This is a genomic window from Pseudomonas sp. URIL14HWK12:I6 (assembly GCF_000514195.1).
Taxonomy (GTDB): Bacteria; Pseudomonadota; Gammaproteobacteria; order Pseudomonadales; family Pseudomonadaceae; genus Aquipseudomonas; species Aquipseudomonas putida_A.
On sequence record NZ_AZVL01000001.1, the window covers coordinates 362,945 to 389,153 of the forward strand.

Consider the following 26,209-nt stretch of genomic DNA (forward strand, 5'->3'; position numbering starts at 1 on the left):
TTTCCCAGAGCGCGCTAGAATGCGCCCCGAACGTGCGGAGAACTGTATGTGGCAACAGACTCTGATAACCCTGCGGGCACGGCCCCGGGGCTTTCATCTGGTAACGGACGAGTTACTCGCCGGCCTGCCTGAACTCAAGGCGTGCCGGGTCGGTCTGTTGCATTTGTGGCTGCAGCACACCTCGGCGTCGTTGACCATCAACGAGAACGCCGATCCGGCGGTCCGTCGCGACTTCGAACGATTTTTCAATCGTCTGATCCCACAAGGAACAGACGGCTATGAGCATAACGACGAAGGCCTGGACGACCTCCCGGCGCACTTCAAGGCCAGCGTACTTGGCTGTCAGATCAGTCTGCCGGTTTCGGCAGGGCGACTGGCACTGGGCACCTGGCAAGGTGTTTATCTGGGCGAGCACCGTGATCATGGCGGTGCCCGTAAAGTCCTCGCCACCCTGCACGGTGAAGGGGCGTAAACCGTTGGTCACCCGCGGTTACCGATTTTTTTCCGGCGACTTTCGACAGTCGCCAAAGCTGGTCTATAACTAATCTGCTTTTCGCAAGTCATGAGGTAGAACATGAGCGACGATGATCTGGAAAACGACGACCTCGAAGTAGGCGACGAAGACGAGGCCGAGGACGGTCTGGAAGCAGCAGCGGAAGACGTTGCTGAAGACGATGGCGGTGACGATACGCCGGCCCCGGCTGCCAAAGGCAAAGCCAAGGCTGCGGTGTCGGTCGACGAGTTGCCGAGCATCGAAGCCAAGAACAAGGAGCGCGACGCCCTGGCCAAGGCTATGGAAGAATTCCTTGCGCGCGGCGGCAAGGTGCAGGAAGTGGAGGCCAACGTGGTCGCCGATCCGCCCAAGAAGCCGGACAACAAGTACGGCAGCCGCCCTATCTGAGGCGTGCTACCTGCTTGCTGAAAAAGCCCGCCGTCGCTGCGGGCTTTTTCATGCCTGAAACAAAGAGGTCATGGATACACGCAACCCCCTGTGGGAGCGGGCTTGCTCGCGAAGGCGGTGTGTCATTCAAATTGTATGTCGACTGACACGGCCTCTTCGCGAGCAAGCCCGCTCCCACAGGGGATAGTGGATCAGTTCGAGAGGGCATTCCAGCGGGCGAGCACTGCTGGCAAATCGGTCAGGCTACGGATCTCGGCATCCGGAAGCCGCTCGGCTTCCCAGACCTTGCCCGTCGGGTTGAACCAGACGGCACGCATGCCCGCTTGTTGCGCCCCGGCAATGTCATCGCCCGGATGATCGCCGATATGTACGGCGGTTTCGGCTGTGGCGCCACCACGCTGTAACGCCTCGTGAAACAGCCGCACATCCGGCTTGGCGATGCCGATGTCTTCCGCGCACAAGGCAAACTTGAAGTAATCCGCCAGGCCCAGCCGACGCACGTCGGCGTTGCCGTTGGTGACCACGCCGAGTGCGTAATGGTTGGCAAGGATTTCCAGGGTCGGTTCGACCTCCGGGAACACCTCGATCTGATGCCGCGCATGCAGGAACACTTCAAAGCTTTTGTCGGCCAGATCCGCAGCTTCGCCGTGGGCGTACCCGGCTTCCTCCAGTGCGTGGAACAGCACGCGCCGGCGCAACGCGCTGATGCGGTGCTTGAGACCCGGTTCGCTGGCCAGTACCCGCTCACGAATCCCCCACAAATGCTCCACCGGCACTGCGCCCAGATTCGGCGCGTGTTCGCTCAGCCATTGGCGCAATACCGCTTCGGCGCTGACGATCACCGGGGCGGTGTCCCACAGGGTGTCGTCGAGGTCGAAGGTGATCAACTGGATGTTCATGAATCGTCGCCTTTGCTGCGTTTGGCCCGTGGGTGGGCGCTGTCGTAGACCGCCGCCAGGTGCTGGAAGTCCAGGTGGGTGTAGATCTGCGTGGTCTTGATGTCCGAGTGGCCGAGCAGTTCCTGCACCGCGCGCAGGTCCTGTGAGGATTCCAGCAAGTGGCTGGCGAAGGAGTGCCGCAGCATGTGCGGGTGCAGGTTCTGCCCCAGTTCGCGCTCGCCGGCCAGTTTCACTCGCACCTGAATCGCCCGTGGGCCGAGGCGCCGACCTTGTTGGCTGACGAATACGGCGTCGTCGGCCGGGTTGGACATGGCTCGCAGCGGCAGCCATTGCTCCAGTGCTTCGCGCGCCTTTTTGCCGACCGGCAGCAGGCGGGTCTTGCTGCCCTTGCCGAGCACCTGAACCATGCCGTCGGCCAGATCCAGCTGATCGAGATTGAGCCCGGTCAGCTCGGACAGGCGCAGGCCCGAGGAATAGAACAATTCGAGAATCGCCTGATCGCGACGGGCGAGAAAGTCGTCCTCGACCGCACCTTCCAGCAGTTGCAATGCGCGGTCAGTGTCGAGGGTTTTCGGCAAGCGCCGTTCGCCTTTTGGCGGCGCCAGACCGGTCGCGGGGTCGTGGTCGCACAGACCTTCGCGATTCAGATAGTGATAGAGCCCGCGCACCGCCGAGAGCAATCGGGCGAGACTGCGTGACGATTGTCCCTGCGCATGCAGTCGGGCGATCAGGCTGCGCAGGCGCTGAATATCCAGCGCCGCCCAACTGCCAATGTTCTGCTTGAGGCACCAGCCGAGGACTTTATCGAGATCGCGGCGGTAGGCCGACAGGGTGTGCGGCGACACCTGTCGCTCACTGCGCAGGTGTTCGCAGTAAGCGTCCAGTTGTCGTTCCATGCTCAGCGTACCGAGCGCAGGGAGCTGTTGACCCGTGGCAGCACGCGACCCATGACTTCAGCGATGTAGCTGAGGAACAGCGTGCCCACCGAACTCTTGTAGTGCTGCGGATCACGGCTGGCGATCGCCAGAATGCCGTGGATGCCTTGATGGCTGACCGCGACTACCGCGGTGGAGCCGATCTGCTTGCGCTGTTCTTCGCCGAACAGGAAGTCGAGCTCATGTTCTCGCAGAGTGCCACTGACGCTCTTGCCTTCGGTGAGCAGACCGCCGATCGCGGTTTGCGCGTCGGCATGAGTGACCCAACGGCCAACCGGTGCCGGGTTGTCGCCGAGCAGGATCAGGCTGACAAAGGGCACCTGAAAGTCCTGGCGCAGGCTGTCTTCGACGCTGATCACCACGTCTTCCAGACTGACCGCGTCCATCAGCGACAGAATCAGGCGACGGGTCTTGTCGAACAGCCGGTCATTGTCGCGGGCGACGTCCATCAACTGCGAGAGACGATGACGCATCTCGATGTTGCGGTCGCGCAGGATGCTCATCTGCCGCTCGACCAGCGAAACGGTGTCACCGCGCTGGTGGGGAATGCGCATGGCGGGCAGCAGTTCTTCGTGCTCGACGAAGAAGTCCGGATGAGCCTCCAGGTATGCGGCAACCGCTGCCGCCTCCAGGCTCTCGGACGCGGATTCGTCGGACTGTCGGGCGGGTACCTGAGGCTTATCGGTCATGGCTTCTGCTCACTCAAAGACGCACTTGTCCTTCGTATACACGCACTGCCGGGCCGGTCATCAGCACTGGATGGCCAGGGCCTGCCCATTCAATGGACAGACGCCCGCCGGGCAGGTCGATCAACAGCGGCGAATCCATCCACCCCTGGCTGATGGCCGCAACTGCAGCGGCACAAGCGCCGGTACCGCAGGCCTGGGTTTCCCCGGCCCCGCGTTCCCAGACGCGCAACTGCGCGCGGTTGCGGTCGATGACCTGGATGAAACCGACGTTGACCCGCGCCGGGAAGCGCGGATGGTGTTCGATTTTCGGCCCCAGTTCATGCACCGGTGCATTGTTGATGTCCTGTACGCGCAGCACCGCATGGGGGTTGCCCATTGACACAGCGGCCAGTTCGACCGTGGTGCCGTCGACTTCCAGCTGATAGCTGCTGGCCTGCGCCGGTGCGTCGAACGGAATATCCGCCGGCACCAGACGCGGCGCGCCCATGTTCACCCCGATCTGGCCGTCGTTACGCACGTCCAGCTCGATGATGCCGCCCTTGGTCTCGACGCGAATCTGCCGCTTGGCCGTCAGACGTTTGTCGAGCACGAAGCGCGCGAAGCAGCGCGCACCGTTGCCACACTGTTCCACTTCCGAGCCATCGGAGTTGAAGATCCGGTAACGGAAATCCACGTCCGGGTTGCTCGGTGCTTCGACGATCAGCAACTGGTCGAAACCGATACCGGTGTGCCGGTCGCCCCATTGCTTGGCGTGCTTGGGCTGAATATGCGCGTGCTGGCTGACCAGGTCGAGAACCATGAAGTCATTGCCCAGGCCGTGCATTTTGGTAAAACGCAGCAGCATGGGTTACTCCGGCAGCAGGCTTTCGCCGGCAAACAGCTCGGCCACGGTTTCGCGGCGGCGCACTTCAAAAACCTGATCACCGTCTACCAACACTTCAGCGGCACGGCCACGGGTGTTGTAGTTGGAACTCATCACGAAGCCGTAGGCACCGGCCGAATGCACGGCCAACAGGTCGCCTTCTTCCAGCGCGAGCTCACGATCCTTGGCGAGGAAATCGCCGGTTTCGCAGATCGGGCCGACGATGTCGTATTTGCGCGCAGCGGAGTCACGCGGTTTGACCGCGGTGACGTCCATCCAGGCCTGATACAGCGCCGGGCGAATCAGGTCGTTCATCGCCGCGTCGACGATGGCGAAATCCTTGTGTTCGGTGTGCTTGAGGTACTCGACCTGGGTCAGCAGCACGCCGGCGTTGGCGACGATGAAGCGGCCCGGTTCGAACACCAGCGCCAGGTCACGACCGTTCAGACGCTCGCGCACAGCCTTGATGTAGTCGCCGGCCAGTGGCGGCTCTTCATCGCGATACCGCACGCCCAGGCCACCACCGAGATCGATGTGGCGCAGGTGGATGCCGCAGTCGCCGAGGCGGTCGACCAGATCCAGCAAGCGATCGAGGGCATCGAGGAACGGCGGCAGGGTGGTCAGTTGCGAGCCGATGTGGCAGTCGACACCGATCACTTCCAGGTTCGGCAGGTGCGCGGCACGCACGTACACGTCTTCGGCGTCGGCAATGGCGATGCCGAACTTGTTCTCTTTGAGACCGGTGGAAATGTACGGGTGGGTGCCGGCGTCGACGTCCGGGTTCACGCGCAGCGAGACCGGTGCGCGAACACCCAGCTCGGCAGCCACGACTTGCAGGCGCTCAAGCTCGTCGGTGGATTCGACGTTGAAGCAGTGCACGCCGACTTCCAGCGCGCGACGCATGTCGTCACGGGTCTTGCCGACGCCGGAGAACACGATCTTGTCGGCGCTGCCGCCAGCGGCGAGTACACGTTCCAGCTCGCCACGGGAAACGATGTCGAAACCGGCGCCGAGACGGGCCAGGACATTCAGAACCCCGAGGTTGGAGTTGGCCTTGACGGCGTAGCAGACCAGATGCGGCATGCCGGCCAGCGCGTCGGCGTAGGCCAGATACTGGGCTTCGATGTGCGCACGCGAGTAGACATAGGTGGGCGTGCCGAAGCGGTCGGCGATGGCGGACAGCGCCACACCTTCCGCGAACAGCTCCCCGCCACGGTAGTTAAAAGCGTCCATGGCGATCCCTTATTGGTAAACGTCGTGCTTGTGTGCTTTGGACGGCTGCTTTTGCGAAGACTGGGCTTGCTCGGCCGGGTCCTGATCGTCATCCGGCAGGTACAGCGGGCCTTTTTGACCACAGGCCGAAACGAGGCAGGCAACCGCGACGAGCGCAGCAAGGGAAGAGATCAGGCGCTTCATGGCGAAATCCTTGAAAATGCGTTAATTGCGCCGGAGTATACCGGCCACCCGGCAGCTTGCCTATGTGATGGCCCTCCCGTCCGGCGGGGCTAGTTATAGGCGCACCAAGCCCTGTGGGAGCGGGCTTGCTCGCGAAAGCGGTGGTTCTGCAGGCAGAATTGCTGGATATGCCGGCCCCTTCGCGAGCAAGCCCGCTCCCACCGGTACGGTGTTTACAGTGCTATTGAGGTGCTTGGTCGTTAATCTTTGCAATCGGCCGGCAGCGTCCGTATCTTGCGGCGCTTGAGCCTGATCAGACATTTTTTGAGGTTGCCACAATGAGTTTGTCCGAAGCGCGTTTCCACGATCTGGTCGATGAAACCCAGGAAAAACTGGAGGACATCTTTGACGAAAGCGACCTGGATATCGACCTGGAAAGCTCGGCCGGTGTACTGACTGTGAAGTTTGAAAACGGCACGCAGCTGATTTTCAGTCGTCAGGAGCCGTTGCGTCAGCTGTGGTTGGCGGCGGTCTCCGGCGGTTTCCACTTCGACTACGACGAAGAGAGCGAGCGCTGGATGTGCGACAAGAGCGAAGAGCAACTGGGCGAGATGCTCGAGCGCATCGTCAAGCAGCAGGCCGGCGTCGAATTTGACTTCGAAGGTCTGTGATTTCGTGACTGATAGCGCACCTGTTCGTCCGCCAAAGCCGCTTTACAGCAACATCAGCCCGGCCGTGCCTTCGCCGTGCAGCGGCGTGTGCCGGCTGGATGAACAGAAGGTTTGTCTCGGCTGCTTCCGCCATGTCGAGGATATTCGCGAATGGCGCTCGGCAGACGATCAACGCCGCCGGATCATCTGCCAGCAGGCTGCCGCACGAAAAGCCCTGACTTGACTCGACCTTGTGGTGAGGGGATTTATCCCCGATAGACTGCGCAGCAGTCTCAGAAGCTTGGGGCCGCTGCGCGACCCATCGGGGATAAATCCCCTCGCCACAGGGGTTCTTGCCAGATCAAAAGTGGGTGGCTTGTATATTTTTTGAGCTGTGATAGTGTCCGAACACGCCTCAACCCATCGAGGCCTGGTGAAAACCCCGTCTTTTTTGGCGGGGTTTTGCTTTTTTGTGTGCAGAAGAAAGGAGTCTGCCCGGATCATGACCGCACCTTCCATCACCCTTACCCGTCTGGACGTGCAACGTCTGGAGCGCCTGATCGACAGCCTGGATGACACGCTGCCGGGCGTGATCGCGCTGCAAACCGAACTGGATCGAGCCGACACCGTGGTCGGCCACGATGAAGTGCCCGCCGATGTCGTGACGATGAATTCCCGCGTGCACTGCCGCGAAGAAGGCAGTGGCAAGGACTATCACCTGACGCTGGTCTATCCCAAGGATGCCAACGCCGACGAAGGCAAGATCTCGATCCTCGCACCGGTCGGCAGCGCGCTGCTGGGCCTGAAAGTCGGTCAGCACATCGACTGGCCGGCTCCGGGTGGCAAGACCCTGAAACTGACCTTGCTGGAAGTTGAATCGCAGCCGGCCAACGGCGGTGAATTCCGCGAGTGACCCCGCCTCAGACCTGTTCGAGTGCCTCGTTCAGGGCGCGCTCCAGGTCGGCCTTGTAGCGCAGATACAGATTGCTTGAACTATGACCATCACCGAGCAGGCCCGAGAGGTCCAGGTCGGTGATGTAGCAGCGATAGCGCTCGGTCTCGCGGCGCTGCTCGACGATCTCCCGGGCGACCACGCGAAACAGTTGGTCGCCATATTCCAGCTCGCTGAATTCCCGTTGATTGCAATACAAGGTGACCTGCACCTCGCCCGGTGCGGCTTTGCCGACGATCGCCTGCACGTCGTAGAACGGTTTGTTGGCCGGTGTCTGCGGCGCCGGTCGTGGTTCGACCCGGCGCGCCCGCCCGGGGCCGGAAGGCAATAGCTGGTAATACAAGGTGTCGAGGCCGACCGCCGGGCTGCCATCCATCGGCAACAGCGCTTCGCGTCGGTACTGGATCGATTGCAGGAAGCGCTGCAGCGGTACCAGCAGGCTCTGTTCATCGTGATACGGCAGATGCTGTTGCCACAGCGCGTTGAACTCATCCAGCACGTACAGCTCGGCCTGTTGTTCGCTGATCCGGTAGAACACCTGAATCGATTCCGGCTGACCCATCGGCAGGATCAACGCGAGGTCGTGATCCTCCAGCGCCATCGGGTCCAGGTGCAGCGGGCTGTAGCGCGGCTGTTCTTCGCCCAGATAATCGAGCAGCGCCGGCAGTGTGGCGAGTGCGACATGGTTGACCTGGCCCGGCACCAGCTCCAGCACGTGATAGTGCTGTTGCACCTGAATCAGGTAGCGGTGATTGAGCTCGCTGAGCAGCAGGGTCTGCGCGGTGTCGATGACTTCTTCCACGCGCCGGGCAATGAACTGCGCGCGGTTGTGGCAGAAGCAGCGCACCTTCAATGACGGCTGCTGCGCGCCGCGCGGCAGATTGTTGAGGTAGTCGCGCAGGCAATCGAGCAGCGCGTGGGGGCCGTCGAAACGGTTGACCAGCACTTCATTCCAGCTGTTGAGCGTGACCTGATCGAGGGTCAGCACAAGGTTTTCGCGCACCCCGGCGTAACTCAGTGAGTCGGTGCGCTCGGTGGTCATCAGGATATTCAGGTCGCGGTGATGCTTGAGCGGATCGATACCGACGTTGACCAGCATCAGCACTTCGCTCGGCACCGCAGCGCGCAGCAGTCGTTCTTCGGCAACGGTCGGCAGGGGCAGGGCGATGCACTGCTGCAGGCTGCCGAGCAGGTTGAACAGCTCGAACTCGCTCATATCGCTAGTGCCGGGGTGCAGCGCCAGTCGGGTGCTGCTGTCGATCACACCGTTGCGGTGGCACCAGGTCAGCAGTTCGAGCAACTCGCGGCTGCGCTTGATCGGCGCGAAGTGCTCCCACTCCAGCGCGTTCAGGCTACCGTTGTACAAACCCCACTGGGTTTGCCCGGGCTCTTTTTTGTTCGGCGATTGCACCAGCGTCAGGGTGTCTTCGGCCAGATCCGGGGCGATGCCGGGGTTGATGAATTCGACCTTGTCGGCCTTGCGCTCGAATGCGGCGTACAAGCGACGACCGAGCACGTTCAGGTCGCGCTTGTTGATCAGGCTGACGGTCTGTTCGGTGCGGGCGAACTGGGTCAGGAAGCGGTAGCTGTAATTCAGCTCATTGACCAGGGCGCGGCGTTCGGCGCTGACCTGGCGGACTTTCCACTGGCTGCGGCTGTCGAGCAAGGCCAGTTGCCGCTGATCCCAATGCCATTCGTGCGCCAGGCGCTCCAGCAGCGAACGCTGCCAGCTTTGGGTGCGGCTGTTGCCGGTGAGCTTGCGGTTGACCTTGAGGTACAGCGCGCGCCGCACCAGCTCCAGACGCTCCGGTTCGTTGCGGGCGCTGAGGTATTCCTCAATGCGTCGGTACACCACCATGTACGGATCCAGCTCATCCAGATCCAGCTGATTGGCGAACACGGCCTGCTTGTAGCGCAGGCTCAGGCACTGCACTTGCGGGTGTTCGCTGGCGTAGACCTCGGTCAGCAACAGCTTGAGCACCGACTTGTAGGGCGATTCGATGCCCTTGAACAACTGCCAAAGGCCGGCACCGATGAACTCGCCCGGCGGAATTGTCGCCAGAGGCCCGAGATCAAGCGTCTCGTCGGCGCGAATGAAACGCTTGGACAGCAGAGTGTGGGTGTACAGGTCGTAAGCGCGTTCTTCGTAGACCGGCACCAGCCACCAGATCGGTGTGCGCCCGGCCAGCCAGATCGCGGTGCGATAAAACTCGTCCAGCAACAGATAGTGCTGCGTGCTGCCGCAGTTTTCGGAGCTGAGCTGGGTGTCGCGTTCGCCTTTGACGAAGCGTACCGGGTCGATCAGAAAGAAGTGCGCCTCGGCGCCTTGGGTCGCGGCCCAGGCTTCGAGGAGCTGGCATTTTTTGCGCAGCTCGGCGAGTTCGTTCTCGCTCAGGTCCGGCGCATGGCAGACCCACACATCCATGTCGCTCTGATCGGCCTGAGCCAGGGTGCCGAGGCTGCCCATCAGGAACAAACCGTGAATCGGCCGTGGCGGGTTGCTGCCGTGGCGCGGCTTGTAGGAGAACGAGCGGGTCAGGCGCTGCGCTTCGGTGAGGGCGCTGGCGTCCGGTTCATAGTTGGACAGCCCGGCTGGGGTGCTGCCGGAAACATAGCCCGGCAACAGCGGGTGATTGACGTGGAAGAACAGCGGCAGCAGGGTCAGCACGCCTTGCTGGCGGTTCGAAAGACCTTCTAACGCCCGGCCAAGGCGACCTTCATTGAGTTTGAGAAAGCGCGCACGCAACTGGCTGAGCACCTTGCGGTCGATTCCCTCGTCCAGATCGGGGCGGATTTCATGGGTGCGCGTCATGTCAGCTCAAACCGGCTCGCAGGCTCGGACGAAGAGGGTCTCGGAATGGGAGGCAGTTTAGCCTTTGAGCAGCGGGACTTTTAAGCTGAATTTGTTTTTTGACGTCAGATTTTTAGCGGAGAGCGATCAAGCGGGCCCGCGGAAATCCCGTGGCAGGAGTTCCCGTGGGCAAAGACGGGGAAAAATCAGGCGGTTTCCTGCTCTCTCAAAATGGTCAGCACGGTTTGCACATTTTGCGCGGCATCACGACCCAGGCTGGTCAGATACCCGCCATCAGGCTGGTCGGTGAGGTCTTTCTCGAAGAGGCGTTTGGCGGCGGCGATATGTTTCGGGGCAGCGGTCTGATGAATTTTCAAACCTTCCTGGGAACTGTCCAGGGGAAAGAGTGCGAGGACTTCCAGTTCGGCAACCAGCTCAGGGGTAAGCGACATAAGGACTCCAGACTTTCTAGGAATTGGACGACAGCGCCCCTAAGGTGAACCCGCTTTTGCGGCATGTCCAGTGCTCAGATCAGGGATTTTGTCTTGAGGCGGATTCCAGTCTAGTCGGGGCCGGAGAGATGGCTGGATGGATGGGTGACAAATTGTGTGGGAGCGAGCCTGCTCGCGAAAGCGGTGTGTCATATAGCGTTGTTTTTGCTGATGCACGGCATTCGCGAGCAGGCTCGCTCCCACAGGGGGATGTGTTTGGCCTACTGTTTTTCGGGTGGCAGCTCAGGCAACGCACGCAGCGCGGTTTCATACCACTCGGTATTGAACGCGCGGTCTTCGTCGAGCATCGCGTCGATTTCGTAGGCCAGCACGTGGGCCATCAGATTCAGGATGTCATCACGCTCGTAACCGACCAGCGTCAGCTTGTTGAAGGTTGCCTTGGCCGCTGGAGGGTTGTCGCTTTCGATCTGGTTCTCGATCGCTTCGATCAGCGTCGATTCGGTGAACTCTTCTTCATCATTGTCGATGTCAGTCGGCTCGCTCATGGCAGGCTCCTCAAGGAAAGGCGCCAGTTTACCCGCATTCAGCGGCGTGATGCTGCTGGCAGGATCGAGCCAGGCGATCTATAAACAGTGCCTGCCCACCCCGCACGGCCTGGAGGCTATGTGATGTTCAAGCTCTACGGATTCGCTGTCAGCAACTACTACAACATGGTCAAGCTGGCGCTGCTGGAAAAAGGCCTGCCGTTCGAAGAGGTGACGTTCTACCCGACGCCGACCCCGCAATCGCTGGCGATCAGCCCGCGCGGCAAAGTACCGGTACTCGGCGTCGATGCCGGATTTATTAACGAAACCGCGATCATCCTCGAATACCTCGAGCAGACCCAGAAAGGCACGCCGCTGCTGCCGAGCGATCCATTCGAGCGGGCGCAGGTGCTGGCGATCGCCAAGGAAATCGAGTTGTACATCGAACTGCCGGGCCGCGCCTGTTATGGCGAAGCGTTCTTCGGCTCGCCGGTGCCGGAGGCGATCAAGGAGAAAACCAAAGCCGAGCTGCTGCTGGGTTTTGCGGCACTGGGCCGCCACGGCAAATTCGCCCCGTACGTGGCGGGCGACAGTTTGAGCATCGCGGATTTGTATTTCCTGTACAGCGTGCCGCTGGCGTGTGCGGTCGGGCAGAAACTGTTCGGGATCGATTTGTTGGCAGAGATGCCGAAAGCCAAGGCGCTGCTGGAGCGGCTTGAGCAGAATCTGCATGTGCAGAAGATTGCAGCGGACAAAGAGGCGGCGATGCCGGCGTTTTTGGCGATGATCGCTGCCAAGAAGTGAGTATTGTGGCGTTTGTAAATAGGTAATCGCTGGCAAGCCAGCTCCCACAGGTCTTTGGGTCGAACGCAAAATTGTGTTCCAACAAAGAACCCTGTGGGAGCTGGCTTGCCAGCGATGCTTTTAGCGGCTGGCGATGAGGGCCTGACCGCGAACCACCGCTGCCTTGACCTGCGCCGGCGCAGTCCCGCCGATATGGTCACGGGCATTCACCGAGCCTTCCAGGGTCAGCACGGCGAACACGTCCTGTTCGATCTGGTCGCTGAACTGTCGCAGTTCTTCCAGGCTCATCTCGGCCAGATCCTTGCCGGTATCCACGCCGTACTTCACCGCGTGACCGACGATTTCGTGGCAGTCACGGAACGGCAGGCCACGGCGCACCAGGTAGTCCGCCAGATCGGTCGCGGTGGAGAAACCACGCAGGGCCGCTTCACGCATGATCGCGTGTTTCGGTTTGATCGCCGGGATCATGTCGGCAAACGCCCGCAGCGAATCGCGCAGGGTGTCGGCGGCGTCGAACAGCGGCTCTTTGTCTTCCTGGTTGTCCTTGTTGTAGGCCAGTGGCTGGCCCTTCATCAGGGTCAGCAGGCCCATCAGTGCGCCGAATACGCGACCGGTCTTGCCGCGTACCAGCTCCGGCACGTCCGGGTTTTTCTTTTGCGGCATGATCGAGCTGCCGGTGCAGAAGCGGTCCGGCAGATCGATGAACTGGAACTGCGCGCTGGTCCACAGCACCAGCTCTTCGGAGAAGCGCGACAGGTGCATCATCGCGATGCTCGCGGCCGAGCAGAATTCGATGGCGAAGTCGCGATCGGAAACGTTGTCCAGCGAGTTGCCGCCGACGGCGTCGAAACCCAGCAGTTGCGCGGTGTATTCGCGATCGATCGGGTAGGTGGTGCCGGCCAGCGCAGCGCTGCCCAGCGGCATGCGGTTGGTGCGCTTGCGGCAGTCGACCAGACGCTCGTAGTCGCGGCTGAGCATTTCGAACCACGCCAGCATATGGTGGCCGAAGGTCACTGGCTGAGCAGTTTGCAGGTGAGTGAAGCCGGGCATGATGCTCGCCGCTTCGCGCTCGGCTTGTTCCAGCAAACCTTTTTGCAAGCGGGTGATTTCGGCCAGGATCAGGTCGATCTCGTCACGCAGCCACAGACGGATGTCGGTGGCGACCTGATCGTTGCGGCTGCGCCCGGTGTGCAGTTTCTTGCCGGTGATACCGATGCGGTCGGTCAGGCGCGCTTCGATGTTCATGTGCACGTCTTCGAGGTCGACGCGCCAGTCGAACTGGCCGGCTTCGATTTCGCCCTGAATGGTCTTCAGGCCGTCGATGATGCTGTCGCGCTCGGCATCGGTCAGCACGCCGACCTTGGCCAGCATGGTGGCGTGGGCGATCGAGCCCATGATGTCGTGGCGATACAGGCGCTGGTCGAAGGTGACGGAGGCGGTGAAGCGGGCGACGAAGGCGTCGACGGGTTCACTGAAGCGGCCGCCCCAGGACTGATTGGTCTTGTCAGTGCTCATGAATTCGCTCGTATCGGCTTGAAGAAAGAAGGCGTGAAACGCTGGCGCGGATAATAACAGGGTTGCCAATCCTGTCGCTGACACCGGTCGATACGTTTTTTTCTCATCTGCTCATTCATAGTCGGCGCCGTCTGCGGGGGATTTGCGCAAGGATATTTTTCGATTGAGCAATATCGGCCCGGCAAGCGTCTACAGTTGGACATAAGGGTCGGCGCGACTGCGGATCGCACAAAGGTCCGGACGCCGACTATAAGAAGAGGGGGTGGGTGGTTTTGTCCTTTGGCATACCCCGTGAAAAACGCAGGAAACAGCGGGCTTTGAGCGGTACGACCCGGACACTGGCAAATATTGCTGGCCGACGTACGGCACTTTTTGGCGCTCGGGCTAGTCTTAGCGTGGATCGCGGTGACGGACGTCACTTCACCTGTCTACGCTATCCTTGTGCGAGACTCACGCAGGAATCCAGCGCAATATGAATGTCCTGATCGTTGATGACGAACCACTGGCTCGCGAGCGCCTAAGCCGAATGGTAAGCGAGCTCGAGGGTTATACAGTCCTGGAGCCCAGCGCCACGAATGGCGAAGAGGCGTTGGCGCTGATCGACAGCCACAAGCCGGATATCGTGCTGCTCGATATTCGCATGCCGGGCCTTGATGGCCTGCAAGTCGCTGCCCGTCTGTGCGAACGCGAAACGCCGCCGGCCGTGGTGTTTTGCACCGGCCCCGATGAATTTGCCGTGGAAGCCCTGCAGGCCAGCGCCGTGGGCTATGTGGTGAAACCCGTGCGAACCGAACATCTGCATGACGCCCTGAAACGGGCTGAACGTCCCAACCGGGCGCAACTCTCGGCCCTGACCCGTCCCGCCGCCGAAAGCGGTAATGGCCCGCGCAGTCACATCAGCGCCCGCACCCGCAAAGGCATCGAGCTGATCCCGCTGGATCAGGTGGTCTATTTCATTGCCGATCACAAATACGTGACCCTGCGCCATGAAAGCGGCGAGGTGCTGCTGGATGAGCCGCTGAAAGCCCTCGAAGACGAATTCGGCGAGCGTTTCGTGCGCATCCACCGCAACGCGCTGGTCGCCCGCGACCGCATCGAGCGTCTGCAACGCACGCCGTTGGGGCATTTCCAGCTGTTCCTCAAAGGCCTTAATGGTGATGCGCTGATCGTCAGCCGTCGGCATGTGGCCGGTGTGCGCAAGATGATGCAGGGCCTCTGACCCGGCCTTCGCACGCGGTTGCACTTTCTTCTACCGGGCATTGCAGGCCAGGGAGGCCACGCCGTTTCTGATTCAAGTCAAAGTGGATTTGGCTGAGCTGTTATTATCCGCCGTATCTATTCAGTACGGATTGATCCATGTCCTCTCGCGAAATCCGCATCGCCACCCGTAAAAGTGCGCTGGCCCTCTGGCAGGCCGAATATGTCAAAGCCCGTCTGGAAGCGGCCCATCCGGGTCTGCTGGTGACGCTGGTGCCCATGGTCAGTCGCGGCGACAAGCTGCTCGACTCGCCGCTGTCGAAAATCGGCGGCAAGGGTCTGTTCGTCAAAGAACTGGAAACTGCGCTGCTGGAAAACGAAGCCGACATCGCCGTGCACTCGATGAAAGACGTGCCGATGGACTTCCCCGAAGGCCTTGGCCTGTTCTGTATCTGCGAACGCGAAGACCCGCGCGATGCTTTCGTTTCCAATACCTACGCCAGCCTCGATGCGCTGCCTGCCGGCGCCATCGTCGGCACCTCCAGCCTGCGGCGACAGGCGCAGTTGCTGACCCGTCGTCCTGATCTGGAAATCCGCTTCCTGCGCGGTAACGTCAATACCCGTCTGGCCAAGCTCGATGCCGGCGAATATGACGCGATCATCCTCGCGGCGGCCGGCCTGATCCGCCTCGGTTTCGAAGAGCGCATCACTTCTGCGATCAGCGTCGACGACAGTCTGCCGGCCGGTGGCCAAGGCGCTGTCGGCATCGAATGCCGCAGCGCCGACACGCAAATCCACGCCTTGCTCGCACCGTTGCATCACGCCGACACCGCTTCGCGCGTGACCGCTGAACGTGCCCTCAACAAACACCTGAATGGCGGCTGCCAGGTGCCGATCGCCTGCTACGCCGTGCTTGAAGGTGAGCAGTTGTGGTTGCGTGGTCTGGTGGGCGAACCGAGCGGTGGCAAGCTGCTCAGCGCCGAGGCGCGCGCGCCGCGTGCCGATGCCGAGACGCTGGGGGTGAAGGTTGCCGAAGACTTGCTCAGCCAGGGTGCCGACAACATTCTCAAAGCGGTGTATGGCGAGGCAGGTCACGAGTGACTGGCTGGCGCCTGCTGCTGACGCGCCCTGCGGATGACTGCGCGGCGCTGGCCGCGGTGTTGGCCGGACAGGGGATTTTCAGCAGTTGCCTGCCGCTTCTGGACATCGCGCCGCTGCCGGTCTCTGACAAGATACGTCAGGCGCTGGCGCAGCTGCCGGGTTGCAGCGCGGTCATCGTGGTCAGCAAGCCGGCGGCGCGGATTGCGCTTGATCTGCTGGACGCTCATGGGCTTCAGTCGCTGTCGATGCCGTGGTTCAGCGTCGGTGCGGCGACCGCGCAGATTCTTCGCGATCACGGTCTCGATGTGCACTGTCCCGCCGACGGCGATGACAGTGAAGCCCTGCTGCAATTGTCGCGTCTGCGCGAGGCGGTCACCGAGCCCGGCGCGCAGGTGCTGATCCTGCGTGGCGAGGGTGGCCGCGAGCTGCTCGCCGAGCGCCTGCGCGCGCTTGGTGCTAGTGTCGAGTATCTGGAGTTGTATCGGCGTGACCTGCCGGCCTACCCGCCGCAAGAGCTGCCGCGGCGGATTGCAGCGGAACGCTTGAACGGGCTGGTGGTCAGCAGTGGACAGGGTTTCGAGCACTTGCGCCAGATGGCCGGTGATGCCTGGCCGTCAATTGCGCAGTTGCCGTTGTTTGTGCCAAGCCCAAGGGTTGCCGAGCTGGCACATGCCGCCGGGGCCCGAACAGTTGTGGATTGCCGCGGCGCGAATGCCGCGGCTTTGCTGACGGCGTTACGGGAGCATCCCGTGCCCGTTCTCTAATGCAAAGGATGGATACGTGAGCGAAACAGCCTTGCCTAAAGATGATGTCCAGCCTGTGATCGATGCCCAGGTTGAAACTCCACCGCCGGCCAAAGAGCCGCGCCGAGGCAACGGACTGGCCATTGTCGCCCTGTTGCTCGGCGCTGCCGGCGTGGCGATCGGTGGCTGGGGTGTCTGGCAGGTGCGTCACCTGCAGAGCAACACCGCACAACAGTCAGGCCAGGTGCAGGCACTGAACGATCAGGCACAGAGCCTCAAGCTCAACGAACAGCGCCTGACCGAGCGCCTCGCGCAACTGCCCGGTGCCGATGAACTCGCCGAACGTCAGCGTCTGGTGACGCAACTGCAGGGGGATCAGCAGCGCCTCAACCAGCGTCTGGAAACCGTCCTCGGTGCCAGCCGCAAGGACTGGCGTCTGGCCGAGGCCGAGCATCTGCTGCGTCTGGCCAGCCTGCGTCTGTCGGCCTTGCAGGACATCAGCAGCGCCCAGGCGCTGGTGCAGGGTGCCGACGAAATTCTGCGTGAGCAGAACGATCCCGGCTCGTTCGCCGCCCGCGAGCAAGTGGCGAAAACCCTCGTCGCTCTGCGCAGCACCGAGCAGCCGGATCGCACCGGGTTGTTCCTGCGCATTGGTGCCTTGCGCGATCAGGTCATTGAACTGACCGAGCTGGCGCCGGAGTACAAGGATCGCGGCGAGTCGCTGCTGGGCCTGACCGCTGATGGCGATGGTGCCAGTCGCTGGGCGCAGTGGTGGGACCAGGTGTCGCGCTATATCCGCATCGATTTCAATGCCGACAAGAACGTCAAGCCATTGCTGGCCGGGCAAAGTCTGAGCCAGGTGCGTCTGGCCCTCAGCCTCGCGCTGGAGCAGGCGCAATGGGCTGCTCTCAATGGCCAGGCACCGGTCTACACCCAGGCACTGACCGAAGCGCGGGATGTGCTCACGGGCAATTTCAACCCGGACAATCCGCAGAGCAAAATCATGCTTGAACAGGTTGCCGAGCTGAGCAAGCAACCGGTCACGGTCAAGACGCCGGACCTGACCGGCACGCTGAGTGCGGTGCAGGCTTATCTGGAGCGCCGTAACGTCAACGCTGAAGAATCGGTCAAACCGTTCGCCAAACCTGCCGCCAATACCGCGCAGGAGACCACGCCATGAAACGCCTGTATGTGATCGTGTTTCTGGTGATCGCGGCGACGGCGGCACTGGGCCTGGCGATTGCCGAGCACTCCGGGTACGTGTTGATTGCCTACAAGAGCTTCCGCTACGAGGCCAGTCTGTGGGCCACGCTGGGCCTGATCGCGGTGTTGTGGCTGCTGATCTGGGGGATCAAGGCCTTGGTCGAGCTGGTCATGGCCTCCAGTGGCGTGGTCAATCCGTGGTCGCGCCGCAACCGCAGCCGGCGGGTGCAGGTGGCCATCGAACACGGGCAGCTGGATCTGGCCGAAGGTCGCTGGGCCAGCGCGCAACGTCATCTGTCTCGCGCCGCCGAGGCCGAGCGCCAGCCGCTGTTGTATTACCTCGGCGCGGCACGCGCGGCCAACGAACAAGGCAAGTACGAAGAGTGTGATCACCTGCTTGAACGTGCGCTGGAGCGCCAGCCGCAGGCCGAATTGGCGATTGCCTTGAGTCATGCGCAGTTGCAGACCGATCGTGGTGATACCGACGGCGCCTTGGTGACCCTGCAGGCGATGCACGAGCGACATCCGCATAACGTGCAGACCTTGCGACAGTTGCAGCGTCTGCATCAGCAGCGCGGCGACTGGTCGGCGGTGATTCGCCTGTTGCCGGAACTGCGCAAGGACAAGGTGCTGCCGCCGGCCGAACTGGCTGAACTGGAACGTCGTGCCTGGGGCAACAACCTGTCTCTGGCAGCGCATCGGGACGAGGACGGCAAGGTCGGTCTGCAGTCACTCACCCGTGCCTGGGAGCAGTTGACCTCCGCGCAGCGTCAGGAGCCGGCGCTGGTGCTGGCATACGCCGAGCAATTGCGTCAGTTGGGTGCTCAGGTCGAAGCTGAAGAAATCCTGCGCAGTGCCCTCAAGCGCAAGTACGACAGCCATCTCGCGCGTCTGTATGGCCTGGTGCGCGGCAGCGATCCGGCGCGCCAGTTGCAGACCGCCGAAGGTTGGCTCAAGGAACATCCTGCTGACCCGAGCCTGTTGCTGACCCTCGGTCGTCTCTGTCTGCAAGCCAGCTTGTGGGGCAAGGCACGGGATTACCTGGAAAGCAGTCTGCGAGTGCAGCGTAACCCTGAAGCCTGCGCTGAGCTAGCACGTCTGCTTGCGCAACTGGGTGACACCGAGCGCAGTAACCAGCTGTTCCAGGAGGGTCTCGGATTGCTGGATGAGCGTCTGCTGGCCGCGCCGTTGCCGGTGCCGGTTCACGCCTGATATCGCGAGGGAGCATGCTCCCTCGTTAACGTTCAGTGAGCGAAAAATTACCTGTGGCGGGCGTCTTGGGCAAAGTCCTACAACGGACTACATCTATTCCTCTCGCACCTGTCGGGTTTTCCCTACACTTCTGGTGAACTGTCGCCAAGGCCCCGCCTTGAAAGGCTGACAAGCTTTCCTCTACCGTAACTGCCTGTCTCCACTGTTACGGAAAAGCCATGTCGTTGGCCTGTTCACGCTCCTTGTTTTTCACGGCTTTCACTGCAGGGGCCATGGCCCTGGGAGCTTCCTATTATCTCGAGTATGCGGTCGGGCTGACGCCCTGCAGCCTGTGCCTGGCGCAAAGGTTTTTCATGGCGTTGCTGACGTTCTGTTGCGGGTTGGCGGCGGTCCACGGCCCACGGCGTGTCGGCCTGTCGCTGTACTGGGTCGCCGCGCTTGGCCTGAGCCTGGGCGGGACTACGGCGGCCTGGCGACAGGTATTGTTGCAGAGTGACCCGTTGATGCAGATGGCGAGGTGCGCGCCTGATGCCGAAGCGTTGTTCAGCAACCTGCCGTGGTTGTGTGCAACGTTGCGGATGCTTAGGGGCGGTGTAGATTGCGCAGAAATTTCCTGGACGCTGTTCGATTTGAGCATCCCGGAATGGAGCCTGCTGTTCTTTGTGGCGATGTCGATCCTGGCGGTCTATCAATTGCTGCGGCTGGTCTGGAGCGCTCTGCAGCGACCGCTCAGCGGCGAAGCGTCGCACCGCACGCTGGTCAGGGATTAAACACTTGTATGAACTTTATCTCCTGCGTACCTTGAAGCCATAGGCGTGCGGGCATAATCTGGCCCGCACGTGTCATTGGATTTATGTTGCTCGATGACGCTCTGCCCGGTCGGCCCCCAAGCGATAACAGCCAGAAGAGGGGCGCGGGTGTAGAGCAGCATGACCCACAAGGGAAGAGAGATCGCCATGCTCGAAAGTTGTCAGAATGCTCAGGAACGCTGGGGTGGAGTTCATCTGCTGATCGACCGCTGGTTGCAGGAGCGTGAAGATCTGATCGGTGCCTACGACAAGTTGGGTGACAAACCACAGGCTCTGTCCGAGAACCGTAAACCCTTGCTTGAATTCTGCGGCGTGCTGGTCGATTACGTCTCGGCCGGGCACTTCGAGATCTACGAACAGCTGACCGGTGAAGCCAAGGCGTTCGGTGACACGCGCGGTCTGGAATTGGCCGAGACAATCTACCCGCGCATCGACGTCATCACCGAAAAACTCCTCGCGTTCAACGACCTTTGCGACGAAGGCAAATGCGTTGCGGAGAAATTCAAGGAGCTCGGTGGCCTGCTTCACGAACGCTTCGAACTTGAAGACTGCCTGATTGAAGTGTTGCACACGGCACACAAGGAAGAAGATACCGCTCAGGCCTGATTGGTTTTCTCAGGCAAAAAAACGCGATGCGCCGAAAGCGCACCGCGTTTTTTTATGCCTGCGAATCGGCGTCGTTCAGCTCGTTGCACCGCGCAATTCGACTTCAAACACCAGCGGTGTGAACGGCGCGATCAGATCGCCCGCACCGTCGGCGCCATAGGCCTGATCCGATGGAATCACCAGTCGCCACTTGGCACCCACCGGCATGTTCTGCAGCGCGGAACGCCAGCCGGCTATCACGCTGTCGAGGCTGAACCATTGTGGCTGAGTGTTCTGATCGAACACCGTGCCATCCGGCAGGCGTCCGACATACAACACCTGGACTTTTCCATCCGGACCGGCCTTGGCACCGGTGCCCGGCGTCAGTTCGGTCAGCAGGATGCCGTCGGCCAATTCCTTCACACCCGGTTTGGCTTTTTCGGCGGTGAGAAAACGCTGCTCGTTTTCCATCGCAGCATCACTGGAAGGCAGCGACGCGTGTTCGGCGTTTTGCGATTCATGATCGGCGAGGACCTGCTCGATCCGTGCTTCGCTCAGTGCCAGTGGCTTGCCTTGATAGGCCTGCTGCAAACCGTCGACCAATGCCTGAATCTGCAATTGCGGCACCTCTTGGCGCAAGCGTTCACCGAGGCTGGCGCCGAGGCTGTAGGCCAGATCGTGAGCATCGTTCGCGGTGGTTTTTTCGTCGGCGTGGGCGGCGGAAAAAATCATGCAGAGGGATAAAAAAAGGTAGCGCGACATGGGCACTCTCCGTCCTGAGATGCGGGCGATTATGCCAGCGCGAAGGTCTGCAACGGTGAACTGCTTTTGTCTTTGTGCAGAACATTTTCGCTTCGTTGCAACGCAACGGTTTCGTTACTGTCAAGATGACCTAGCGGCGGTAACTGCAGAGGTCTAGTATGAGCCGCACTCACGTCAGCCAGGAGGTAAACCATGTCGGCCACCAAGAAGCCTGTAAACACTCCGTTGCACTTACTCCAACAACTCTCGGGCAGCCTGCTCGAGCATTTGGAAAACGCTTGCTCCCAAGCCTTGGCTGATGCTGAAAAACTGCTCGCCAAACTGGAAAAGCAACGCGGCAAGGCGCAAGAAAAACTGCACAAGTCCCGCACCAAATTGCAGGACGCCGCTGCTGCCGGTAAAGCCAAGGCACAGAACAAGGCCAAGGCTGCCGTCAAAGAACTTGAAGACCTGCTCGATGCGTTGAAGGATCGTCAGTCCGACACTCGCGGCTACATTCTGCAACTCAAGCGCGATGCCCAGGAAAGCCTGAAACTGGCCCAGGGTGTCGGCCGGGTGCAAGAGGCCGCCGGCAAAGCGCTGTCCTCCCGCGCCGCTAAACCAGCAGCAGCGCCTGCGAAAAAAGCGCCAGCCAAACCTGCTGCGGCGAAAGCCCCGGCGAAAACCGCTGCGGCAAAACCGGCAGCCAAACCAGCAGCCAAACCAGCAGCCAAGGCACCGGCTAAAACCGCCGCCAAACCTGCTGCAAAAACCGCAGTGAAAACACCGGCTGCGGCGAGCGCTGCGAAACCGGCCGCACGTACTGCCGCTGCCAAACCTGCAGCGGCCAAACCGGCTGCTAAGCCAGCAGCAAAACCTGCTGCGCGCAAAGTCGCTCCGGCAAAAACCGCTGCTGCTAAACCAGCTGCCAAAGTAGCGGTAAAACCGGCTGCCAAACCTGCCGCGAAAACCGCCGCTGCAAAACCGGCAGCCAAGACTGCGGCCAAACCAGTCGCGGCAAAACCTGCTGCCAAGGTTGCTGCCAAACCAGCGGCCAAGCCTGCCGCTAAAACCGCTGCCAAACCTGCAGCAGCAAAACCTGCGACCGCTGCAGCCAAGCCTGCCGCCAAACCAGTAGCCGCAAAGCCAGCCGCCAAACCAGTAGCCGCAAAGCCAGCCGCTAAACCAGCCGCCAAGCCAGCTGCCAAACCTGCCGCGAAAAAACCGGCCGTTGCCAAACCAGCTGCCGCCAAGCCAGCCGCTCCGGCGCCGGCCGCCGCCGCGCCTGCTCCAGCCGCTTCCACCTCGACCACCACGACTGCGCCAACGCCAGCCGCCGCGTCGAGCGCCAGCAGCAACCCGACCAGCGCTTCCTAAGTGCCGGTTGCCGCGACGCGCAGCACTTGCAGCGCGTCGCGGTTCGGGCTGGCGGCCGATCCCGTCAGACTCTCCAGCCACTCCCCCGACGCTGATGCGTCATCGCGCGGCCAATCCTGCGCAACCTGTTCCAGTTGCCACAGCAGATGCCGTTCGGCTTCCAGCTCCAGCGCCTTCATTTGTGCTCGCAGCCCCTTGAGCACCGGATCTTCCTCGGCCAGGGTTTTCCACTGAGTACGCAACGCACGCAGTGGCTGCACCACCTCCACATCCCACGGCCCCACCAGCGTTTTCAGCTGCTGCACGCGCTGTTCGTCGCAGGCCGCGCCGCGCCGCTCCAGCCATAAACCGCACAGCAGCAGGCAGACATTGGCCCCCGCCGTTTGCAGTTGCAGGCAAGCAGGTTCCACGCCCGGTCGGGCGTAGATGGCAAGGGAAAAGCTCCACAGGTCAGAGGACATCGTGCTACTCGCGCCAGTTGTGAGCGAAGCTGGTAGACTCCGCCGCCATTATGATCCGACTTCAGAACCTGACTTTACAGCGTGGCCCGCAACGTCTGCTAGAAGACGCCGAGCTGACCCTGCACGCCGGCCACAAAGCCGGCCTCATCGGTGCCAACGGCGCCGGCAAATCCAGCCTGTTTGCCTTGCTGCGCGGCGAGTTGCACCCGGACTCGGGCGATTGCCTGCTGCCGGCCGACTGGCGGATCGCGCACATGCGCCAGGAGGTCGACACCCTCGAACGCCTGGCGGTCGACTATGTGCTCGATGGAGACCTGCGTCTACGCGAAGTGCAACGTGACCTCGCCGTGGCCGAAGCGGCCCACGATGGCACGGCTCTGGCCCGCCTGCACGCCGAACTCGACAGCGCCGACGGCTATACCGCCGATGCGCGGGCACGCAAGTTGCTGGCCGGTCTCGGTTTCACCAACGAGCAGATGGATCGTCAGGTAGGAGATTTCTCCGGTGGCTGGCGGATGCGTCTGAACCTGGCGCAGGCCTTGATGTGTCCGTCGGACCTGTTGCTGCTCGACGAACCGACCAACCACCTGGATCTCGACGCGATCATCTGGCTCGAAGAGTGGCTGAAAAGCTATCCGGGCACCTTGCTGTTGATTTCCCACGACCGCGACTTCCTCGATGAAGTGGTCGATCACGTGGCGCATGTCGATCAGCGCAAACTGACCCTGTACCGTGGCGGCTACACCGCGTTCGAACGCGCCCGTGCCGAACGTCTGGCCCAGCAGCAACAGGCCTACGAGAAGCAGCAGGCGCAACGTGCGCACATGGAAAGCTACATCGCCCGCTTCAAGGCTCAGGCCACTAAGGCCCGTCAGGCGCAGAGCCGGATCAAGGCCCTGGAGCGCATGGAAGAGCTGTCGGCGGCCCACGTCGATTCACCGTTCGATTTCGTGTTTCGCGAATCGACCAAGATCTCCAGTCCACTGATCGACCTGTCCGATGCGCGCCTGGGTTACGGCGACAAAACCATCCTGGAGAAGGTCAAGCTGCAACTGACCCCGGGTGCGCGGATCGGTCTGCTCGGGCCGAACGGTGCCGGTAAATCGACCCTGATCAAGAACCTCGCCGGCGAGCTTGAACCGCTGGCCGGGCGCCTGACCCGTGGCGAAAACACCGTGGTTGGCTATTTCGCCCAGCATCAGCTCGACTCGCTGGATGCCAAGGCCAGCCCGCTGCTGCACTTGCAGCGTCTGGCGCCGACCGAACGCGAGCAGACCCTGCGCGACTTCCTCGGCGGTTTCGATTTCCGTGGCGCACGCATTGACGAGCCAGTGCTGAATTTCTCCGGTGGCGAGAAAGCGCGTCTGGCGCTGGCATTGATCGCCTGGGAACGGCCGAACTTGTTGCTGCTCGACGAACCGACCAACCACCTCGATCTGGAAATGCGCCTGGCGCTGACCATGGCGCTGCAGGAATTCAGCGGCGCGGTATTGGTGGTGTCTCACGATCGGCACTTGCTCAAGAGCACCACCGACAACTTCTACCTGGTCGCGGACGGCAAGGTAGAAGAGTTCGATGGCGACCTCGAAGACTACGCGCGCTGGCTGGTGGAATACCGTCAACGCAATGCGCCGGTCAGCAACACCCCGGTGAACCCGGACAAGACCGACAAAAAGGCCCAGCGCCAGGCCGCTGCTGCATTGCGTCAGCAACTGGCACCGCACAAGCGTGAAGCCGACAAGCTCGAAGCCGAACTGGGCAAGCTCCACGAAAAACTCGCCAAGGTCGATGCCAGCCTCGGCGACAGCGACATCTACGAGCCGGCGCGCAAGAACGAGTTGCGTGATCTGCTGGCAGAGCAGGCCAAGCTGAAAGTGCGCGAAGCCGAGCTGGAAGAAGCGTGGATGGAGGCACTCGAAACCCTGGAAAGCATGCAGGCGGAGCTGGAGGCGCTGTCCTGATGGAAGCGTTCAAGCTGCCGCTGCCGGCGGTGTGGGTCGAACCGATCTGGCTCGGCGTGCAGATTCTGCTGATCCTGCTGGCCGGCTACTTCGCTCAACGTGTCGTCGCTCGATTCCTCACCCGCCTGGGCGAGCGCTATCCGTTTCCGCCGCAGTTGCTGATGCCCCTGCGTGGCGTATTGCGCTGGCTGATCATGGGCAGCGCGGTGATTTTTGTGCTGGAGCGCCTCGGCGTATCGGCCACGGTGTTGTGGACGGCGCTGTCGGGTTTCGTCGCGGTGGCGGCGGTGGCGTTCTTCGCCATGTGGAGTGTGCTGTCGAACCTGCTCTGCGCGATTCTGATCTTCACCGTCGGCCCGTTCCGCCTGGGCGATGTGGTCGAGCTGGTGGACACCACCGACAAGCCGGGTGTCAAAGGCCGGGTGGTGGCGATCAATCTGCTCTACACCACGTTGATCGAAGCAGAGGAGCTCGGGACGGGCAGCGCCATGGTGCAAGTGCCGAACAGCCTGTTCTTCCAGCGTTCGGTGCGGCGTTGGCGCGGGAGTGATGTGTTTCCTTCCAGCGGTTTCGAAAAGTAGTCCTCGGGCGTCTGATCTGACGCCTTCGCGAGCAAGCCCGCTCCCACATTGGATCTGTGATCGACACAAATCCAATGTGGGAGCGGGCTTGCTCGCGAAGAGGCCCTCAGCCGCGCCCGAACCCTCCAGCAAAAATCGGTAGTCATCCGCGCCAAAGCGCATTAGCTTTGACGTCTGTCACGATTCAGAGTCGAGGTGTGCGATGGAGCTTCAAACATGGCTGGCATTCTTTGCCGCCTGCTGGGTGATCAGTCTGTCCCCGGGTGCTGGCGCCATTGCGTCGATGTCCAGCGGTCTGCAATACGGTTTCTGGCGCGGTTACTGGAACGCCCTTGGCCTGCAGATCGGCCTGGCGGTGCAGATCGCGATTGTCGGCGCCGGTGTCGGCGCGATCCTCACCGCCTCGGCCACCGCATTCCACGCGATCAAATGGTTCGGTGTGGCGTATCTGGTCTATCTGGCGATCAAGCAGTGGCGCGCGCTGCCCATGGACATGAGCGATGACGCGGCGGTACGGCCGATCGGCAAGCCGCTGGCGCTGGTGTTCCGTGGGTTTCTGGTGAACATCAGTAACCCCAAGGCGCTGGTGTTCATGCTGGCGGTGCTGCCGCAGTTCATCAATCCCCACGCACCGCTGCTGATTCAGTATGTGGTGATCGGTGCGACCATGATCTGCGTGGATCTGATTGTCATGGCCGGTTACACCGGGCTGGCGTCCAAGGTGCTGCGTCTGTTGCGTACGCCGCAGCAGCAGAAACGCATGAACCGCACGTTTGCCGGGCTGTTCATCGGTGCGGCGGCGTTCATGGCGACGTTGCGTAAAGCGGCGGTGTAAAACCCGCAGGCAGAAAAAAGGCGACCTCTTGAGG

General features: G+C 61.7%; 29 protein-coding genes. 17 read left to right on the forward strand and 12 right to left on the reverse strand.

The features are described from left to right. The first annotated feature begins 46 nt into the window (after nucleotides 1-46). Nucleotides 47-472 carry a secondary thiamine-phosphate synthase enzyme YjbQ gene (locus H043_RS0101635; RefSeq protein ID WP_003229414.1) on the forward strand — a complete coding sequence of 142 codons (426 nt, stop codon included), beginning with the start codon at nucleotides 47-49 and terminating at the stop codon, nucleotides 470-472. Nucleotides 473-574: 102 nt separating this feature from the next. Next, on the forward strand, nucleotides 575-901 hold the full coding sequence (gene sutA, locus H043_RS0101640) for a transcriptional regulator SutA (protein WP_007951900.1): 327 nt from the start codon (nucleotides 575-577) through the stop codon (nucleotides 899-901). Nucleotides 902-1,092: 191 nt separating this feature from the next. Here sutA and H043_RS0101645 read toward each other — a convergent pair whose 3' ends face one another. From H043_RS0101645 to H043_RS29515, 6 genes are read right to left on the reverse strand one after another with little or no spacing between them, the layout of a single operon-like run. After that, nucleotides 1,093-1,800 (reverse strand): HAD family hydrolase, encoded by a 708-nt coding sequence (locus tag H043_RS0101645; RefSeq protein WP_027610438.1) that lies wholly within the window; start codon nucleotides 1,798-1,800, stop codon nucleotides 1,093-1,095. Further along, a complete protein-coding gene (gene xerC / locus H043_RS0101650) occupies nucleotides 1,797-2,696 on the reverse strand; it encodes a tyrosine recombinase XerC (RefSeq protein ID WP_027610439.1) in 900 nt (299 codons plus the stop codon). Before xerC ends, H043_RS0101645 begins: the two co-directional genes overlap by 4 nt. A gap of 2 nt (nucleotides 2,697-2,698) precedes the next feature. Beyond that, entirely contained in the window at nucleotides 2,699-3,424 is a 726-nt protein-coding gene (locus H043_RS0101655; RefSeq protein ID WP_027610440.1) for a DUF484 family protein, read from the reverse strand. A gap of 13 nt (nucleotides 3,425-3,437) precedes the next feature. Further along, the gene (dapF, locus tag H043_RS0101660) at nucleotides 3,438-4,268 is read right to left on the reverse strand and encodes a diaminopimelate epimerase (RefSeq protein WP_027610441.1); all 831 of its coding nucleotides are present in this window, start codon (nucleotides 4,266-4,268) and stop codon (nucleotides 3,438-3,440) included. Nucleotides 4,269-4,271: 3 nt separating this feature from the next. Beyond that, a complete protein-coding gene (gene lysA / locus H043_RS0101665; RefSeq protein ID WP_027610442.1) occupies nucleotides 4,272-5,519 on the reverse strand; it encodes a diaminopimelate decarboxylase in 1,248 nt (415 codons plus the stop codon). A 9-nt stretch (nucleotides 5,520-5,528) separates the two neighbouring features. Then, nucleotides 5,529-5,702 (reverse strand): lipoprotein, encoded by a 174-nt coding sequence (locus H043_RS29515; protein ID WP_007911098.1) that lies wholly within the window; start codon nucleotides 5,700-5,702, stop codon nucleotides 5,529-5,531. A gap of 317 nt (nucleotides 5,703-6,019) precedes the next feature. On the opposite strand from H043_RS29515, the gene cyaY reads away from it, so the two are divergent. The 3 genes from cyaY to rnk all read left to right on the forward strand — a co-directional run bounded on the left by cyaY (nucleotide 6,020) and on the right by rnk (nucleotide 7,244). Continuing rightward, the gene (gene cyaY / locus H043_RS0101675; RefSeq protein ID WP_003229398.1) at nucleotides 6,020-6,352 is read left to right on the forward strand and encodes an iron donor protein CyaY; all 333 of its coding nucleotides are present in this window, start codon (nucleotides 6,020-6,022) and stop codon (nucleotides 6,350-6,352) included. A gap of 4 nt (nucleotides 6,353-6,356) precedes the next feature. Then, on the forward strand, nucleotides 6,357-6,575 hold the full coding sequence (locus H043_RS29520; RefSeq protein WP_081730175.1) for a DUF1289 domain-containing protein: 219 nt from the start codon (nucleotides 6,357-6,359) through the stop codon (nucleotides 6,573-6,575). Nucleotides 6,576-6,833: 258 nt separating this feature from the next. Then, the gene (rnk, locus tag H043_RS0101685) at nucleotides 6,834-7,244 is read left to right on the forward strand and encodes a nucleoside diphosphate kinase regulator (protein WP_027610444.1); all 411 of its coding nucleotides are present in this window, start codon (nucleotides 6,834-6,836) and stop codon (nucleotides 7,242-7,244) included. Between the two features lie 7 nt (nucleotides 7,245-7,251). Here rnk and H043_RS0101690 read toward each other — a convergent pair whose 3' ends face one another. The 3 genes from H043_RS0101690 to H043_RS0101700 all read right to left on the reverse strand — a co-directional run bounded on the left by H043_RS0101690 (nucleotide 7,252) and on the right by H043_RS0101700 (nucleotide 11,071). Then, nucleotides 7,252-10,095, reverse strand: coding sequence for a class I adenylate cyclase (locus tag H043_RS0101690; RefSeq protein ID WP_027610445.1), 2,844 nt, complete (start codon nucleotides 10,093-10,095; stop codon nucleotides 7,252-7,254). A 185-nt stretch (nucleotides 10,096-10,280) separates the two neighbouring features. After that, complete coding sequence (locus H043_RS0101695) at nucleotides 10,281-10,526, reverse strand: TIGR02647 family protein (protein WP_027610446.1); 246 nt, start codon at nucleotides 10,524-10,526, stop codon at nucleotides 10,281-10,283. Between the two features lie 260 nt (nucleotides 10,527-10,786). Beyond that, complete coding sequence (locus tag H043_RS0101700; protein WP_027610447.1) at nucleotides 10,787-11,071, reverse strand: hypothetical protein; 285 nt, start codon at nucleotides 11,069-11,071, stop codon at nucleotides 10,787-10,789. 123 nt (nucleotides 11,072-11,194) lie between these two features. On the opposite strand from H043_RS0101700, the gene H043_RS0101705 reads away from it, so the two are divergent. Beyond that, complete coding sequence (locus H043_RS0101705; protein WP_027610448.1) at nucleotides 11,195-11,854, forward strand: glutathione S-transferase; 660 nt, start codon at nucleotides 11,195-11,197, stop codon at nucleotides 11,852-11,854. A gap of 120 nt (nucleotides 11,855-11,974) precedes the next feature. On the opposite strand, the gene argH is transcribed toward H043_RS0101705, so the two are convergent. Continuing rightward, the gene (argH, locus tag H043_RS0101710; RefSeq protein WP_027610449.1) at nucleotides 11,975-13,369 is read right to left on the reverse strand and encodes an argininosuccinate lyase; all 1,395 of its coding nucleotides are present in this window, start codon (nucleotides 13,367-13,369) and stop codon (nucleotides 11,975-11,977) included. Between the two features lie 472 nt (nucleotides 13,370-13,841). On the opposite strand from argH, the gene H043_RS0101715 reads away from it, so the two are divergent. From H043_RS0101715 to H043_RS0101745, 7 genes are all read left to right on the forward strand, one after another. Beyond that, entirely contained in the window at nucleotides 13,842-14,588 is a 747-nt protein-coding gene (locus H043_RS0101715) for a LytTR family DNA-binding domain-containing protein (protein ID WP_003229385.1), read from the forward strand. 137 nt (nucleotides 14,589-14,725) lie between these two features. Further along, nucleotides 14,726-15,667 carry a hydroxymethylbilane synthase gene (gene hemC, locus H043_RS0101720; RefSeq protein WP_027610450.1) on the forward strand — a complete coding sequence of 314 codons (942 nt, stop codon included), beginning with the start codon at nucleotides 14,726-14,728 and terminating at the stop codon, nucleotides 15,665-15,667. Further along, nucleotides 15,664-16,431, forward strand: coding sequence for a uroporphyrinogen-III synthase (locus H043_RS0101725; RefSeq protein ID WP_027610451.1), 768 nt, complete (start codon nucleotides 15,664-15,666; stop codon nucleotides 16,429-16,431). Before hemC ends, H043_RS0101725 begins: the two co-directional genes overlap by 4 nt. 16 nt (nucleotides 16,432-16,447) lie before the next feature. Further along, nucleotides 16,448-17,590, forward strand: a complete 1,143-nt coding sequence (locus H043_RS0101730) for a uroporphyrinogen-III C-methyltransferase (protein WP_027610452.1) — start codon at nucleotides 16,448-16,450, stop codon at nucleotides 17,588-17,590. Then, the gene (locus H043_RS0101735; protein WP_027610453.1) at nucleotides 17,587-18,825 is read left to right on the forward strand and encodes a heme biosynthesis protein HemY; all 1,239 of its coding nucleotides are present in this window, start codon (nucleotides 17,587-17,589) and stop codon (nucleotides 18,823-18,825) included. The genes H043_RS0101730 and H043_RS0101735 overlap by 4 nt, the downstream gene beginning before the upstream one ends. Nucleotides 18,826-19,043: 218 nt before the next feature. Further along, on the forward strand, nucleotides 19,044-19,595 hold the full coding sequence (locus tag H043_RS0101740; protein ID WP_027610454.1) for a disulfide bond formation protein B: 552 nt from the start codon (nucleotides 19,044-19,046) through the stop codon (nucleotides 19,593-19,595). A 186-nt stretch (nucleotides 19,596-19,781) separates the two neighbouring features. Further along, nucleotides 19,782-20,240, forward strand: a complete 459-nt coding sequence (locus H043_RS0101745) for an Rsd/AlgQ family anti-sigma factor (protein ID WP_027610455.1) — start codon at nucleotides 19,782-19,784, stop codon at nucleotides 20,238-20,240. A gap of 75 nt (nucleotides 20,241-20,315) precedes the next feature. Here H043_RS0101745 and H043_RS0101750 read toward each other — a convergent pair whose 3' ends face one another. Further along, entirely contained in the window at nucleotides 20,316-20,981 is a 666-nt protein-coding gene (locus H043_RS0101750) for an FKBP-type peptidyl-prolyl cis-trans isomerase (protein ID WP_027610456.1), read from the reverse strand. A 192-nt stretch (nucleotides 20,982-21,173) separates the two neighbouring features. Here H043_RS0101750 and H043_RS0101755 point away from each other — a divergent pair, with 192 nt between their 5' ends. Beyond that, nucleotides 21,174-22,337 (forward strand): AlgP family protein, encoded by a 1,164-nt coding sequence (locus H043_RS0101755; protein WP_027610457.1) that lies wholly within the window; start codon nucleotides 21,174-21,176, stop codon nucleotides 22,335-22,337. Here H043_RS0101755 and H043_RS0101760 read toward each other — a convergent pair. Next, the gene (locus H043_RS0101760; protein ID WP_027610458.1) at nucleotides 22,334-22,798 is read right to left on the reverse strand and encodes a TIGR02444 family protein; all 465 of its coding nucleotides are present in this window, start codon (nucleotides 22,796-22,798) and stop codon (nucleotides 22,334-22,336) included. The genes H043_RS0101755 and H043_RS0101760 overlap by 4 nt on opposite strands. A 50-nt stretch (nucleotides 22,799-22,848) precedes the next feature. On the opposite strand from H043_RS0101760, the gene H043_RS0101765 reads away from it, so the two are divergent. The 3 genes from H043_RS0101765 (at nucleotide 22,849) to H043_RS0101775 (ending at nucleotide 26,175) form a co-directional block, all read left to right on the forward strand. Next, complete coding sequence (locus tag H043_RS0101765; RefSeq protein WP_027610459.1) at nucleotides 22,849-24,759, forward strand: ATP-binding cassette domain-containing protein; 1,911 nt, start codon at nucleotides 22,849-22,851, stop codon at nucleotides 24,757-24,759. After that, on the forward strand, nucleotides 24,759-25,340 hold the full coding sequence (locus tag H043_RS0101770; RefSeq protein WP_027610460.1) for a mechanosensitive ion channel family protein: 582 nt from the start codon (nucleotides 24,759-24,761) through the stop codon (nucleotides 25,338-25,340). Before H043_RS0101765 ends, H043_RS0101770 begins: the two co-directional genes overlap by 1 nt. 202 nt (nucleotides 25,341-25,542) lie before the next feature. Next, nucleotides 25,543-26,175, forward strand: a complete 633-nt coding sequence (locus tag H043_RS0101775) for a LysE family transporter (RefSeq protein WP_027610461.1) — start codon at nucleotides 25,543-25,545, stop codon at nucleotides 26,173-26,175. The last annotated feature ends 34 nt before the right edge of the window (nucleotides 26,176-26,209 follow it).